Source organism: Dietzia papillomatosis NBRC 105045, from assembly GCF_001570845.1.
GTDB lineage: Bacteria > Actinomycetota > Actinomycetes > Mycobacteriales > Mycobacteriaceae > Dietzia > Dietzia cinnamea.
Window position 1 is genome coordinate 40,320 of record NZ_BCSL01000006.1, and the last position, 14,716, is coordinate 55,035.

At 72.9% G+C, this 14,716-nt stretch carries 13 protein-coding genes; 9 read left to right on the forward strand and 4 right to left on the reverse strand.

Annotated elements, in window-relative coordinates:
* Positions 1-60 precede the first annotated feature (60 nt).
* The 3 genes from DPA01S_RS03165 to DPA01S_RS03175 are packed head-to-tail and all read left to right on the forward strand — an operon-like array spanning position 61 to position 2,700.
* On the forward strand, positions 61-1,323 hold the full coding sequence (locus DPA01S_RS03165) for an ATP-binding protein (protein ID WP_083324426.1): 1,263 nt from the start codon (positions 61-63) through the stop codon (positions 1,321-1,323).
* Positions 1,320-2,039, forward strand: a complete 720-nt coding sequence (locus DPA01S_RS03170) for a LuxR C-terminal-related transcriptional regulator (protein ID WP_061913987.1) — start codon at positions 1,320-1,322, stop codon at positions 2,037-2,039. The genes DPA01S_RS03165 and DPA01S_RS03170 overlap by 4 nt, the downstream gene beginning before the upstream one ends.
* 40 nt (positions 2,040-2,079) lie before the next feature.
* A complete protein-coding gene (locus tag DPA01S_RS03175; RefSeq protein WP_061913988.1) occupies positions 2,080-2,700 on the forward strand; it encodes a GDSL-type esterase/lipase family protein in 621 nt (206 codons plus the stop codon).
* Here DPA01S_RS03175 and DPA01S_RS03180 read toward each other — a convergent pair.
* A complete protein-coding gene (locus DPA01S_RS03180; protein WP_061914053.1) occupies positions 2,697-3,086 on the reverse strand; it encodes a DUF6157 family protein in 390 nt (129 codons plus the stop codon). The genes DPA01S_RS03175 and DPA01S_RS03180 overlap by 4 nt on opposite strands.
* Before the next feature lie 124 nt (positions 3,087-3,210).
* Between DPA01S_RS03180 and DPA01S_RS16945 the strand changes: the two genes are divergently transcribed.
* Positions 3,211-3,357 carry a hypothetical protein gene (locus DPA01S_RS16945; RefSeq protein ID WP_007630246.1) on the forward strand — a complete coding sequence of 49 codons (147 nt, stop codon included), beginning with the start codon at positions 3,211-3,213 and terminating at the stop codon, positions 3,355-3,357.
* Between the two features lie 2 nt (positions 3,358-3,359).
* On the opposite strand, the gene DPA01S_RS03185 is transcribed toward DPA01S_RS16945, so the two are convergent.
* Positions 3,360-4,313, reverse strand: a complete 954-nt coding sequence (locus tag DPA01S_RS03185) for an L-lactate dehydrogenase (protein WP_061913989.1) — start codon at positions 4,311-4,313, stop codon at positions 3,360-3,362.
* Positions 4,314-4,509: 196 nt separating this feature from the next.
* On the opposite strand from DPA01S_RS03185, the gene imuA' reads away from it, so the two are divergent.
* On the forward strand, positions 4,510-5,370 hold the full coding sequence (gene imuA' / locus DPA01S_RS03190; RefSeq protein WP_232302989.1) for a DnaE2-dependent mutagenesis accessory factor ImuA': 861 nt from the start codon (positions 4,510-4,512) through the stop codon (positions 5,368-5,370).
* Positions 5,367-7,019 carry a DNA polymerase Y family protein gene (locus DPA01S_RS03195; RefSeq protein ID WP_061914056.1) on the forward strand — a complete coding sequence of 551 codons (1,653 nt, stop codon included), beginning with the start codon at positions 5,367-5,369 and terminating at the stop codon, positions 7,017-7,019. Before imuA' ends, DPA01S_RS03195 begins: the two co-directional genes overlap by 4 nt.
* Before the next feature lie 50 nt (positions 7,020-7,069).
* On the opposite strand, the gene DPA01S_RS03200 is transcribed toward DPA01S_RS03195, so the two are convergent.
* Positions 7,070-7,711 (reverse strand): AMIN-like domain-containing (lipo)protein, encoded by a 642-nt coding sequence (locus DPA01S_RS03200; protein ID WP_061913990.1) that lies wholly within the window; start codon positions 7,709-7,711, stop codon positions 7,070-7,072.
* A gap of 86 nt (positions 7,712-7,797) precedes the next feature.
* Here DPA01S_RS03200 and DPA01S_RS03205 point away from each other — a divergent pair, with 86 nt between their 5' ends.
* Both DPA01S_RS03205 and DPA01S_RS03210 read left to right on the forward strand, forming a co-directional pair.
* Positions 7,798-8,721 carry a ferredoxin family protein gene (locus tag DPA01S_RS03205; RefSeq protein WP_061914060.1) on the forward strand — a complete coding sequence of 308 codons (924 nt, stop codon included), beginning with the start codon at positions 7,798-7,800 and terminating at the stop codon, positions 8,719-8,721.
* Between the two features lie 33 nt (positions 8,722-8,754).
* Positions 8,755-12,078, forward strand: coding sequence for an error-prone DNA polymerase (locus DPA01S_RS03210; RefSeq protein WP_198150708.1), 3,324 nt, complete (start codon positions 8,755-8,757; stop codon positions 12,076-12,078).
* A gap of 41 nt (positions 12,079-12,119) precedes the next feature.
* Here DPA01S_RS03210 and DPA01S_RS03215 read toward each other — a convergent pair whose 3' ends face one another.
* A complete protein-coding gene (locus DPA01S_RS03215; protein WP_061913995.1) occupies positions 12,120-13,151 on the reverse strand; it encodes an SLAC1 family transporter in 1,032 nt (343 codons plus the stop codon).
* A 109-nt stretch (positions 13,152-13,260) separates the two neighbouring features.
* Here DPA01S_RS03215 and DPA01S_RS03220 point away from each other — a divergent pair, with 109 nt between their 5' ends.
* Complete coding sequence (locus DPA01S_RS03220; protein ID WP_061913997.1) at positions 13,261-14,652, forward strand: FAD-binding oxidoreductase; 1,392 nt, start codon at positions 13,261-13,263, stop codon at positions 14,650-14,652.
* Positions 14,653-14,716 lie beyond the last annotated feature (64 nt).

Consider the following 14,716-nt stretch of genomic DNA (forward strand, 5'->3'; position numbering starts at 1 on the left):
CCGGAATCTCGGGGTCGGACCCCGATGCGACCCCGGGGCGGATCTGTGACGATGGCGGATATGAGTGAGAACGCGACCGTCCGTGCGACAGGCCCGGGCCTTGTTCCGGCCCCCGGCACGGCGTCGCGTCCGCCCGTCGCGCAGCCGGTCGGCTTCCGCTGGTACCCGCGGCTGTCCCGCGTGCCGGACGGGGCCGTGGTCTCCGGGGTGTGCACGGGGCTGGCCGGGCACCTGGGCGTGCGGGTCACGTATGTCCGGGTGGTGATGGTCCTGCTGGCCACGCTGTCCGGCGCCGGGGTGGCGCTCTACGCGGCCTTGTGGGCGTTCACCTCGTCGAATCCCGCGTTCTCGGGGTCGGCGGCTACGGAGCACCGCGAGCGCAGACGCGGCGTGGCGCTGGCCGTCCTGGGGGTCGTGGGTTCGGTGTTGTCGTTCATGGTGACCACCGCGACGGGACTGCACGTCATCGTGCCCGTCGTGATCGTGGCCCTGGGTGCCGGGCTGGTCTGGCAGCAGTACGACGGCGGCGGAAGAGGGTCTCCCCGCTCCGTCTTCGACTGGGCCAGGGTCACGGCAGGGGCCACCCTCGTCGTCGTCGGCCTCGCTGTTGTCGTGCTCGGCCAGGTCGAGCTCGCCGCCCTCCGGTCGTCCCTCCTGGCGGTCGTGGCGACCCTCGTCGGCGTGGGGCTCCTCAGCGTTCCCGTGGGCCTGCGCCTGTGGCGGTCGCTGGAGGAGGAACGCGCGGCGCGGATCCGCGAGGCCGAGCGCAGTGACATCGCCTCCCACCTGCACGACTCCGTCCTGCAGACCCTGGCCCTCATCCAGAAGCGCTCCGACGACCCCGCGCAGGTGGCGCGCCTCGCCCGCCGACAGGAACGCGAACTGCGGCAGTGGCTGTTCGGCGCCGGCTCCCGGATGTCCTCCGGCGCCGCGACCGTGGCCGGGGCGGTCGAGGTGATGATCGGCGACGTCGAGGACGTCTACGGCCTGCGTGTCGACCAGGTCGTCGTGGGCGGTGACGGCCCGGTCGGCGACGCCGAGGACGCCGTGCTGGGCGCTGTCCGCGAGGCCCTGGTCAACGTCGCCAAGCACGCAGGGGTCGACACCGCCGACGTGTTCGTGGAGAACGACGGACGCACCCTCAGTGCGTTCGTCCGCGACCGCGGCCGGGGCTTCGACCCCGACGCCGTCGACGGCGACCGCCACGGTCTCGCGCAGTCCATTCGCCACCGCGTGGAGAGTCGCGGGGGCACCGTGCGCGTGCGCAGTACGCTCGGACGCGGGACCGAGATCGGGATCGAGATGCCGCTGGAGGGCGAATGACGGACGGGTCGGGGACCGCGACCGGGGTGAGCCGGGTCTTCCTCGTGGACGACCACGCGGTGTTCCGCAGCGGCGTCCGCGCCGAGCTCGCCGGCCAGTCGTCGATCGAGGTGGTCGGCGAGGCCGGGTCCGTGGCCGAGGCCATCGCGGGCATCGCGCGCGTGCGCCCCGACGTGGTGCTGCTCGACGTGCACATGCCCGACGGCGGCGGCGTGGCCGTCCTGCGGTCGGTGTTAGGATCGGATCCGGGCGGGGTCGCCGATCCCGCCCGCGCACCGGAGCCGACCTTCCTCGCGCTGAGTGTCTCCGATGCCGCCGAGGACGTGATCGCCGTGATCCGCGCCGGCGCCCGCGGCTACGTCACCAAGACCATCACCGGTGACGACCTCGCCGAGGCCGTCCGCCGAGTGGCAGACGGGGACGCCGTGTTCTCCCCGCGCCTGGCCGGATTCGTGTTGGACGCGTTCGCCCGCGCCGCACCCGGACCCGAGGAGCGTGGCGAACCCGTCCACGATCCCGAGGTCGACTCGCTCACCCCGCGCGAGAAGGAGGTCCTGCGGCTGCTCGCCCGCGGCTACACCTACCGGGAGATCGCCGAGGAGCTGTTCATCTCGGTCAAGACCGTGGAGACCCACGCCTCGAACGTGCTGCGCAAGACCCAGCAGTCCAACCGCCACGCGCTGACCCGCTGGGCGCAGTCGCGGCACCTGGACTGAGCCCCCGCCGCCACCGCCGGGCGGGCGATACCGTGACGGTATGAGCGAACCGCGTGATCTGCCCGTCTGCTTCATCGGTGATTCGTTCGTGGCCGGGTACGGCGACGAGACGGGCCGCGGCTGGACCGCGCATCTGGTGGAGGCAGGTGCCCGCGAGGGGCTGAACCTGCATGCCACCGTCGCGGGGATCGGCGGGGACACGTCCGAGATGATCCTGGCCCGCTGGGACGAGGTGGACCGTCGGCGGGCGGCGTTCCCGACCACCGCGGTGATCGCGGAGTTCGGCGTCAACGACGTCATGGAGGTCGAGGGGGAGGTGCGCGTCGACGAGGCGGGCACGGTCACGGCGCTGCGCGGGATGATTGACCGGGCTCCCCGCGGACGGTTCCTCGTGGTGGGTCCGCCGCCGGTCGTGTGGGACGAGGTCAACGAGCGGATCGCCGCCCGCGCCGAGGCGATGGCCGCGGTGTGCGACGAGGCCCGCGTGCCGTTCGTGCCGATGTTCGACGTGTTGTTGACGGGTGGAGCGTGGATGCGCGAGGTCGCCGCCGGAGACGGGGCGCATCCCGGCCCCGGCGGGTACGAGCAGTTCGCGGACGTCGTCGCCGGCCCTGTGCTCGCGTGGCTGGGCGCGCTTCCCGACGCCGAACCCGGCTACTAGCCGTCGAGCCGGGCTGCCAGACGTGGCACCGGGTCGCTAGCGGCCACGCGGGGCGAGTCCATGGGTAGCAGCGCGATCCGCCCGTCGGCGTCGAAGTGCAGGGCCCAGCCGTAGGTCTTGGCCAGAGGAGAGGTACGCAGGCAGGGCTGGCCCTTACCGAAGAACCGCTCGCGTTCGGCGGCCCGGTCGCTCTCCGGGATCCCCTTGCGCGCGCAGTGCACGTCGAACAGCAGGTCGTCGCTCGTCCACGTGTAGTCCGTGTCCGCGAGCCGCTCGTACTGCAGTTCGGCGACCGTGCCCTTCCCGGAGGGCGGGGCGGTCGCGGACTCCGCCCGGGTGTCGGGCGCGGGCAGGATGAGCGTGTCGGTGTAGTTGGTGGTGTGCATGGCGAGCCTCCGGCCCTCGTCGCCCGGCATCCGGCGCCGTGCGGTGCTGTGCGGTCGTGCCGGACGGGGTGTCCGGTAACGTGAGTCCCGCCGTACGCCCGGTACGGCGGGAGGAGATTGTTGCATGTCCAACCCGCAGAACTCTGACCACAACGACGACAAGTCCGACGAGAAGGACGAGAGGGATAACCGTCCGGATTCGAAGGACGACCTCGCCGACGAGTGGGGCGACGAGTCCTTCCCGGCCAGCGATCCCCCCGGGGCTCCCTGAGCTCATCTCAGGATTTCGAACTGTTCGGACACCGCCCGCAGCGCGCTCGCGCTGCGGGCGAGCTGTTCGCGCTCGGTGGTGTCGAGCTCCAGCTCCACCACCCGGTGCACGCCGGTCCGTCCGATCACGGCGGGCACCCCGATGAAGATCCCGTCCTCGCCGTACTCGCCCCGCAGCAGGGTGGACACGGGTAGGGAGACCTGTTCGTTGCGCAGCACGGCGCGGGTGATGCGGGCCAGGCCCATGCCGATGCCGTAGCTGGTGGAGCCCTTCGAGTCGATGATCCGGTAGGCGGCGTCCCGGGTCTCGGTGAAGATCTGTGCGAGCCGCTCCCGCTTGGCGGGGTCGCCTTCCAGGTCGCGGCGCAGCGGCACCCCGGAGACGTTGGCGGAGGAGAGCACCGGCAGTTCGGTGTCGCCGTGTTCGCCGATGATCGAGGCGTGCACGCTCATCGGGGCGACGCCGTAGTACTCGCCCAGCATGAACCGGAACCGGGCGGAGTCGAGGATCGTCCCGGACCCGATCACCTGCGCTGACGGCAGCCCGGAGAAGCGCCAGGTGGCCTGGGCGAGGATATCGACAGGGTTGGTGGCCACCAGCAGGATGCCGTCGAAGCCGGTCGCCATGACGTCGCCGACGATCCGCTCGAACAGCCCCATGTTCTTGCCGACCAGGTCGAGCCGGGTCTCCCCGGGCTTCTGGGCGGCGCCGGCGCAGATCACCACCATGGTGGCGTCAGTGCAGTCGGCGTAGGTGCCCTCGGTGACGAGGGTGGGGGAGGGCGCCCACACGACGCCGTGGTTGAGGTCCATGACCTCGCCCACGAGTTTGTCGCGGTCGATGTCGATGATGGCCAGATGGTCGGCCAGGCCCTGGTTGACCAGCGCGTAGGCGTAGGCGACGCCGACGTCGCCGGCGCCGATGAGCACGATGCGGTTCCCGATGGAGGCCTTCATGGTCACCGATGGTAGGCCTTCGGTACGACAGGGCGGGTGGAGTCGCGGTGGACAACCGGGGTGACGACGACGAGGAGAACCCGTCTCGAACAGGTGTTCTTGCGCGGTGTCGTACCCGTGGTGTTCACTGTTCACGTGATCGAAAAATAGTTCGATTACGTGCTCGACGGCGTGTCGCGCATGGCGGGAGGTTCTGATGATGGTAGTGGACGCTGCTGCTGTTGCCGATATGGCCGACCTCGACACGGCGGACCGGGTCGCGGAACTGCGACGCCGCCTGGCCGCGATGCCGGGCGGGGGCCCGCCCGCGTCCGCGCGGTCCACCGCGCCCGCGGCTCCGCGCCCGCCGGCTCCCGCCGCGCCGCCGCGCTCGTCGGTCCCGCCCGCGGCCCCCGTCCATCCGGAGGGCCCCGGGGACGTCGCCCCCGTCCTCGCCGGTCCCGACCCTGTGGCGTCCGCCGCCACCGGCGTCGCCGCCTCCGCTCCCGTCACCCGCCCGCCCGCGGCGCCCGCCGTGGCCGTGCCCGGGGTGGCCGTGCCGGAGTCCGTGGCGCATCTGGTGCCGGGCGGGGTGCTGCCCGCGGGGCGCGTCACGGCGGTCTCCGGCAGCGCCACCCTACGGGTCGGCCTGTTGGCCGCGGCCACGGCGTCCGGCGCCCGGTGCGCGGTCGTGGGATGGCCCGAGCTCGGGGTGGCGGCCGTGGCGGAACAGGGCGGTCGGTTGGACTGTCTGGCGCTCGTGCCCGATCCCGGCCCGGATCCGGCGGCGGTCGTGTCGGTCCTGCTCGACGGGCTGGACCTGGTGCTGCTCGGTCCGGCGGTCGCGGCCGTCGCCCCGTCGCGGGCACGGGTGCTCGGCGGTCGGGTGCGGGCCGCGGGCGCGGTGCTCCTGGTGGGCCCGGGTTGGCCCGGCGCGGAGCTGACGCTGGCGGGGCGGCACTGCCGTTACGGCGGTCTGGGTGCGGGCAGGGGCCGGCTGGCCTCGGTCTCCACCGTGGTGCGCTGCTCCGGACGGGCCGCACCCGCCCGGACCGCGGAATGGGTGGCGGCGGGATGAGCGCCCGGGTCATGGCGGTGTGGTGCCCGGACTGGCCGGCGGTCGCGGCGGCCCGGGCCGAGGGGCACGGTCTCCACCTGCCGTTGGCGGTGATCGGGCCCCGCGGGGTGCTGGCGTGCAACGCCGTCGCCCGTGCGGTGGGGGTGCGTCGCGGGCTGCGTCGGCGCGAGGCCCAGTTCCGTTGCCCGGAGCTCGTGGTGGTCGCCGCGGACCCGGCGCGGGACGCCACGTGGTTCGAGCCCGTGGTGCAGGCGCTCGACGCCGTCGTCCCGGGGATCGAGGTGCTGAGACCCGGCCTGTTCGTGTTCTCCGCGGCCGGCGCGCTGCGTTTCCACGGCGGGGTCGAGCAGGTCGTCACCCGTGTGGTCGACGCGGTGGCCGCGGCGGGGGTGGAGTGCCAGGTGGGACTCGCCGACGAACTGCCCACGGCCGTGCTCGGCGCCCGTGGCTCGGCGCTGTTGGAGCCGGGCGGGGACGCGGACTATCTGGCGGGTCTGCCCGTGGAGGCGCTCGTGGTGGAACCCGCGCTGGGGGGTCCTGAGGTGCTGTCGGAGCTGGTCGGACTCCTTCACCGCCTCGGAGTGCGGACGCTGGGCGACTTCGCCGCCCTCCCGCCGCGGGACGTGGCCACCCGTTTCGGCGAGGCCGGGTCGGTGGCGCACCGGATCGCCCGCGCGGTCCCGTGGCGCCCGCCGTCGGTGACCGCGGTGCCCACGGGCTCGGCGGTCGAGCACCGGTGCGATCCGCCCCTGGAGCGGGTCGACGAGGCGGCGTTCCTCGGCCGGCGGCTGGCGGGGGAACTGCACGCCGTGCTCGCCGCGGCCGGGGTCTCGTGTCTGCGGCTGTCCATCACGGCCCGGGTCGAGGGTGGTACGGAGGTCAACCGGGTGTGGCGGTGCTCGTCGCCGCTCACCCCGGAGGGCACCGCTGACCGGCTGCGTTGGCAACTCGAGGGCTGGCTCACCGGCACCGCGATCGCCGGCGGGGCCGGGGGCGCGGTCACCGCCCTCGCCCTGGAACCGGTGGAGGTCGTCCCCGCAGGCCGCGTCCAGGAGGGGCTGTGGGGCGAGGCCGGGCTCGCGGAGGCCCGCGTCCACCGCGCGCTCGTGCGCGTCCAGGGACTGCTCGGACCCGAGGCCGTCCGGGTGCCGGTGGAGGTGGGTGGCCGCGGCCCGGCCGACCGGGTGCGCTGCCTGCCATACGGGGACGCCCCGGCCGAGCCCGCCGCCCGCGGTCCGTGGCCGGGTGCGCTGCCCGCGCCCTCGCCGTCGGTGGTGTGGCCCGGACCCGGCTACCGGCTCGAGATCCGCGAGAACGGTGACCCGGGGGCCGCCGTCGTGGCGCGGGTCCCGCTCGCCGGGGGAGTCGTGCTGCGCAGCGTGGAGGGGGCAGCCGTCGGGGTCACCTCACGCGGTCTGCTCAGTGCGCGACCCGCCGCCATCGAGGTAGGCGGTCGCAGCTGTGCGCTGCTCGGGTGGTCGCGGCCGTGGCCGATCGACGAGGCCTGGTGGGAGCCCACGTCCGACGGGGAACCCCGCCGGCCCCGGGCCCGCATGCAGGTCGTCCCCGAGCGTGCGGCCGCGTTGCTGCTCTGCGGCGTACTCGGGGACGGGTCGGAGAACTGGACGGTCGAGGGAGTCTACGAATGATGATCCGGCCGCTCACGCCCCGGTCAGCCGTGCCCGACTCGGGGGCGCGATCAGCGCTCGATGTCCACCACCAGACGGGTCGGGTTCTGCAGGAGGAAGGCGGAGAAGGCACGATCGGTGCCCTCGAGGCCGATCACCGCCTGCGCCTGTCCCTCGAACTGTCCCGCGAACGCCACGCCGGCCACCCCGGTGGCGTCGTCACCCGTCACGGTGCCCACCGGGACCTCCTCCAGGCCGGTCTCGGTCGGCAGGACCTGGCCTCCGATCATCACCTGGAGGAACGAGTCGCCCTGTACCTCCACGGGGAAGCCGCTGCCCTGCTGGGCGGGGGCGTCCACATAGTCCACGGAGTAGTTCGGGACGCCGCGCCCGTCGAGTTCGAAGACCACGCGGTCCTTGCCCTGGTAGTCGCCCATCCGGATCTCGGACACGACCAGCTCGGCGCGCCCTGCGGCGGCATCCGGGGTCTCGCTCTTGGGAGCGGAGTCCGCCGGACCGGCCGTGGGGTCGGCGGCCTCGGTCTCCTCCGGGGACAGGTTCTGCGCCAGGGCGGCCGGCGAGGAGCCGGCGGTGGTCGTCTGGCTCGTGGCGGGGGCGTCGGTCGAGGTGTCGGTCCCGCACCCCACCACTGCCAGGGACGCGGCGGCGGTCAGTGCGGCGGCCGCGACGAAGCGGCGGTGTCGGGTACGCATGGCCCCACCCTAAATCCCTCTAATCACTTTTGTCCCACAAGGTGGCTACAGTTACACCACTTCGCATGGTGGGGCACCATGGGGGCGTGTCAGTCATCGATCCCGCCCCAGTCCCCGCCTGGTGTTCGCTCCAGTCGGCCGACGAACCGCCGGCCGGCACCGCTGCCCACGAGGAGTCGTGGGTGTTGTTGGAGGTCCCCGCGCGATGGGGGCGCGACATCTTCGACGGGGAGGCGCTGGGCGACGAGCTCTCCGAGCGCCTCAAGAAGCACGTCTCCGACTGCGGGTCCCGCATGTTGTTCATCAGGCGACCCGGCCGCGAGGGTCAACGCATCGACCGGCACCGCTTCTACCTCTGTGACACGCGGCCCGGTCGACGGAGTATCAGGGTCGGCCGCGTCGACCGACCCGCGGACATACTCGACCTCGATCTCTCACCCGGTGGACACGTGGAAGGCGCCCGTGAGGTCGAGGGGCCCGTGGTCCTCGTCTGTACTCACGCCAAGCGCGATCAGTGCTGCGCCGTCCGGGGCCGCCCGGTTGTGGCCGGACTCGAGTCCCGTCTCGGGGACCGTCTGTCCTCGCTCGATCAGGACTCCGCGGTGTGGGAGTGCTCCCACACCGGCGGACACCGCTTCGCCCCGGTCCTGCTGCTGCCCGGGACCGGGTACACCTACGGGCCCGCGGAGACCGACCTCGCGGTCCGCATCGTCGAGGCCGAACTGGACGGCCGGGTCGTCACCGAGCACCTGCGGGGGCGCAGCACGTGGCCGCCGGCCGGGCAGGTCGCGGAGGTCGCCGTCCGCGACTCCGGCGTGGAGGCGGGGATCGACGACCTCGTCGTCGACATCGACCCGGACGACCCGCACGTGGCCGTCGTACAGCACACAGACGGCCGCGCCTGGCGCGTCGAGACCGGTACGCGCCCGCTCCCGCCCCGCGCGCAGAGCTGCCGCAAACCACCGGGCAAGGCCTCCGCATGGGTCGTGGAGTCCCTCACCCGGCTCTGACCGCACCCACCGGCACCGGGCGGGTGAGCCCCGGTGAACTGGTACCACGGGCCCAGGAGCTGGGGAGAGCTCGAACGGGTGCTGTCCGGGCGGCCGAACCCGCGCAGGCCGGAGAACCCCCATCCCGGCGACGGCAGCGACGCCCCCGCATGGTCGCGCACGCGGGGTGACTACACGCCCCCACAGCGGCCGCGCGTCCAGGGACGCGTGCCGTACGCGGAGTTGCACGCCCACACGGCGTTCAGCTTCCTCGACGGTGCGTCCTCGCCCGAGGCGATGGCGGAGGCGGCGGCCGAGCTGGGGCTCACGGCCCTCGCGATCACCGACCACGACGGCCTGTACGGGGTCGTACGTTTCGCCGAGGCCGCCTCCGAGCTGGGCCTGGCCACGGTGTTCGGGGCGGAGCTGTCCCTGCCGGGTGGCGAGCACCTGCTCGTTCTCGCCAGGGGGCAGGAGGGATACCGCCGGCTGTCCCGCGCGATCGCCCGCGCCCACCTGCGGGGCGGGGCCAAGGGCGAGCCGCGGTACGAGATCGCGGAGCTCGCGGAGGCGGCCGGGGGCCACTGGTACGTGCTCACCGGATGCCGACGCGGCCGCGTCCGTCGTGCGCTGGAACGCGGCGGCACCGGAGCCCCCGATTTCGACACCGAGGCGGCCCGCACGGCCCTGGAACAGCTGGTCGAGCTGTTCGGGCGGGACCGGGTGGTCGTGGAACTCACCTGCCATGGAGTGCCCGAGGACACCGAGCGGTGCGACGCGCTGGCCGGACTCGCGGCCCGGGCGGGACTCCCCGTCGTGGCCACGACCGCCGCCCACTGCGCGGGGCCCGAGGGCGCGCGGCTGGCCTCGGTCATGGCGGCCCTCGGCGCGCGTGACGCGCTCGAGACCCACGCCGCGCACCTGCCCGCGGCGGGCGGTGCCCACCTGCGCTCGGGAGAGGAGATGGCCGACCTGTTCGACCGGTGGCCCGACGCCGTCGCCGGGGCCGACAGGCTGGGTCGGGAGTGCGCGTTCGACCTGCGACTCATCGCTCCGCAGCTGCCGCCGTTCGATGTCCCCGAGGGACACACCGAGGACACCATGCTCGCCGAGCTCGCCTACGCCGGTGCCGCCCGCCGCTACGGCACCCGCGAGGAGATGCCGGAGGCGTACGCGCAGATCGACCGCGAGCTGAAGGTGATCGCCGAGCTGGGTTTCCCCGGGTACTTCCTCGTGGTCCACGACATCGTCGAGTTCTGCCGCCGCGAGGGCATCCTCTGCCAGGGCCGGGGCTCGGCCGCCAACTCGGCGGTCTGCTACTCCCTGGGCATCACCAACGTCGACCCGGTGCGCGCCCAACTCCTCTTCGAGCGGTTCCTGGCGCCCGAGCGCGACGGCCCGCCCGACATCGACGTGGACATCGAGTCCGGTCGTCGGGAGGAGGCCATCCAGTACGTCTACTCCCGGTACGGCCGGGACTACGCCGCCCAGGTGGCCAACGTCATCACCTACCGAGGACGCTCGGCGGTGCGGGACGTGGCCCGGGCGCTCGGGTACTCCCCGGGACAGCAGGACGCCTGGTCCAAGAGCGTCGACCGGTGGTCGGGGCTGAAGAACCACGAGCGGGAGGCCACCGAGCACACCGTCCCGCCCGACGTGCTCGCGCTGGCACGACAGCTCGTCGGCCTGCCCCGACACCTGGGCATCCACTCCGGCGGCATGGTGATCTGTGACCGCCCGGTGGCCGACGTGGTGCCCGTCGAATGGGCGCGGATGCCGGGCCGGACGGTGCTGCAGTGGGACAAGGACGACTGCGCGGCGGTCGGACTGGTCAAGTTCGACATGCTGGGTCTGGGCATGCTCACCGCACTCCACCACGCCATCGACCTGGCGGCCGAACACAAGGACCTCGACGTGGACCTGGCCAAGCTCGATCTCGCGGACCCACAGGTCTACGAGATGCTGTGCCGCGGCGACTCCGTGGGCGTGTTCCAGGTGGAGTCCCGGGCCCAGATGGCCACCCTGCCCCGGCTGCGACCGCGGACGTTCTACGACCTCGTGGTGGAGGTCGCCCTCATCCGCCCGGGCCCCATCCAGGGCGGTTCCGTCCACCCCTACATCCGCCGACGCAACGGGCGGGAGAAGGTGGAGTTCGATCATCCCGCCCTGGAAGAGGTACTGGGACGGACGTTGGGGATCCCGCTGTTCCAGGAGCAGCTCATGCAGATCGCCACGGTGATCGCCGGCTTCACCGGCGCGGAGGCCGACCAGCTGCGCCGGGCGATGGGGGCCAAGCGGTCACCGGAACGGATGGCGCGGCTGAAGGAGCGGTTCTTCGCGGGCATGCGCGAACTGCACGGCATCGGCACCAGCCCGCCGGGGACCCCGTACACCGGCCCGGAGGTGGGGGAGCGGATCTGGGAGAAGATGTGCGCCTTCGCCAACTATGGCTTCCCCGAGAGCCACTCCCAGTCCTTCGCCGCGATCGTCTACTACTCCGCGTGGTTCAAATGCCACCACCCGGCGATCTTCTGCGCCGCCCTGCTGCGCAGCCAGCCCATGGGCTTCTACTCACCCCAGTCGCTGGTGGCCGACGCCCGCAGACACGGCGTCACCGTGCACCGGCCGTGCGTCAACCGCTCGCTCGGCGGCGCCACATGCGAGAACGACGGCACCGAGGTTCGCCTCGGCCTGGAGTCCGTGCGGGCGATCGGGGAGGACCTGGCCACCGCGATCGCCGACGAGCGCGACAGTCACGGCCCCTACACCTCCGCGGCCGACCTCGCCGGGCGCACCGGACTGTCCGTCCGGCAGATGGAGGCACTGGCCACCGCCGGTGCGCTCGACTCGCTCGGCACGGGAGGACGCCGGGCGGCCCTGTGGTCGGCGGCCACCGCGGCCCGTGAGAAGCCCGGCATGCTGCCCGGGCTCAGCCAGGTCGACGCTCCCGCCCTCCCCGGGATGAGCCTCCTCGAACTGACCTCCGCGGACCTCGCCGCCACCGGCATCAGCCCGGAGGAGTACCCGACCGTCCACGCCCGGCCGTGGCTCGACTCCCAGGGGGTGTGCACCACCGCCGGACTCGCGCACGTCCCCGACGGCAGCCGCATCCGGGTCGCCGGGGCGGTCACCCACCGACAGCGGCCCGCCACCGCGGAGGGCGTGACCTTCCTCAGCCTCGAGGATGAGACCGGCATGACCAACATCGTCTGCTCGGTCGGGCTGTGGGCGCGCTACCGGCCGATCGTCTCATCGGCCCCGGCGCTCATCGTTCGCGGCACCGTGGAGAACCGCTCGGGCGCGGTCAGCGTGGTGGCGGACAAGATCGAACGACTCCACCTGGGCATGGCCATCGGACGCAGCAGGGACTTCCGGTGACCACCCGGGGCGGCGACAGAGGGGCCCGCCGAGGGGCGGTGTCAGGCGGCCCGCACCGAGGCGATCGCGCGGACGCTGGCGACCGCACACACCACCCAGATGACGATGAGCACCGCCACCGTCAGCAGGCTCGCCGCATGCCATCCGAGGTAATGAGCGCCCAGGCCGCAGGTCGACAACGGATAGGTCATCGCCCACCACCCCGGGGTGAACGGCATCCGGGCCAGGAATCCCCGCACCGTCGTCAGAACCGCGAACGCGCCAAGTCCCGCACCGGCGACCAGCACGGTGGCCCCGTACACCCGGGCCACACCCGCCAGTGCCGGACCCGAGAGCACCTGGGCCGCCGCCGTGGACTGTCCCACGATCCCCAGCGGAATCCACGTCGAGGTCGACAGCACCACCGGCACCGGCGTGCGGAACCACGCATGGTGGTACGCCATCACGATCACCGCGCTCCCCAGCGCCAGGGCCAGCACGAAGCAGAACACGCACGCCGCCGACAACAGGACCCTGGCGACATCCGACTCGAACTGCCGGGCGATCACGCCACCCGCCGTCGCCGAGACCATCGGCGGCACCATCGGCAACGCCCACGTGGGGAGCGGATGGTCGGGTCGCGTAGCGAACAGCCACACCGCGAACCCCACCGCCGTGGCCAGGCCGAGCACCGTGCCCGCGGCCCACAACGCCACATCCACGCCGAAGGCGATCCACGCCAGCGTCGGCGCATGGGCGTCCACCACGACGAACGAGGCGGACCCCACCGCGAGCAGTCCCATCGAGACCATGCCCCACAGCGGGAGCATCGCCGCGTCCCGCACAGACGACGTCCACATGTCCGGATCGCGCGCCACCGACCTGGCGAACCCCGCGCCCAGCCCGACCAAGAGGACCCATCCCGCGACAAGCATGATCACCGCTGCCGGGGAGAAACCGGGCACCCGCACCGAGTGCGTCTGCAGAAGCGTGGCCAGGCCACCGGTTCCCATCACCGCGCCGAACCACGCCGGCCCCGGGCCGGGAACAGCGGACGCCGCAGGTCCTCGTCCTGCTCCGGAGGTCTCGGTCACCAGGACACTATGCCCCCGGCCGCCCACGCGCGAAGAACCGGGGGGTGGAGGGCGCGGACCATGCGCGGATACCGCGGCGGCAGGTGGGGCGACGCCGTACCTTCGGGGCATGAGCGTCCCCTCCGCCGACCGTCATCCCGCCGCGGCACTCGACGACCTCCGTACCCGTCTCGACCACTCACACCTCATCACCGACCCCGACGTCCTGCAGAGCTACCGGCAGGACTGGGCCAAGGCCCCCGACCCCGGTACGCCCCTCGCCGTGGTGCGCGCACGCACCACCGAGGACGTCCAGGAGGTCATGCGCTGGGCGAGCACCCACTCCGTCCCGGTCGTCCCGCGCGGCGCGGGATCCGGGCTGTCCGGCGGCGCCACCGCAGTGGACGGCGGGATAGTCCTGTCCACGGAACTCATGCGCGACCTCCACGTCGACCCTGTCACCCGTACGGCCACCGTCCAGCCGGGGTTGTACAACGCCGAGGTCAAGCAGGCCGTCGCCGAACACGGCCTCTGGTACCCGCCGGACCCGTCCTCCTACGAGATCTGCTCGATCGGCGGCAACATAGCGACCAACGCCGGCGGACTGTGCTGCGTGAAGTACGGCGTCACCACCGACTACGTCCTCGGGATGACGGTCGTCCTGGCAGACGGCACCGCCGTCCGACTCGGCGGACCGCGGCTCAAGGACACCGCCGGGCTGAGCCTGACGAAGCTGTTCGTCGGCAGCGAGGGGACGTTGGGTGTCGTCACCGAGATCATCCTGCGGCTGATCCCCGCCCAGCCACCGCGGTCGACGGTGGTGGGGATCTTCCCCGACGTCGTCGCCTGCAGCGAGGCGGTCCTGGCCATCACCCGCCGAATCCGCCCCGCGATGCTCGAGTTCATGGACACCGTCAGCATCCGCGCCGTCGAGGCGGACCTGCGGATGGGCCTCGACACCGACGCCGGCGCGATGCTTCTCGCGCAGTCCGACCTGACCGGGCCCGACCGCGCGGACGAGACCGAGTTCATGGCCGAGGCCTTCCGCACCCACGGCGCCACCGAGGTCTTCGCCACCGACGACCCCGACGAGGGCGAACAGTTCACCATGGCGCGCCGGGCCGCGTTCACGAGCCTGGGCAAGGTCGGGACCCTGCTCCTCGAGGACGTCGGCGTGCCGCTGCCCTCGCTGCCCCGGCTCGTCGCGGGAATCGAGGAGATCTCCGCGCGCCGAGACGTCCCGATCGCCCTCGTCGCCCACGCCGGTGACGGGAACACCCACCCCATCATCGTCCTCACCGACGACGACCCGGACCGCGCCGACCGGGCCCGCCTCGCGTTCGGCGAGGTGATGGACCTCGCGATCGGGATGGGCGGGACGATCACGGGGGAGCACGGCGTCGGACGCCTCAAGGCTCCCTGGCTGCCCGCGCAGCTGGGCGATGACGTCATGGCCCTGACCCGGCGCATCAAGAACGCGCTCGACCCGCAGGGGATCCTCAACCCCGGCACGATGCTGTAGCGGCCGTCACCGGGCCGGAATCAGGCCGGATCCCGGGGATTTCCCCGATGCGCGGTCGCGCCCG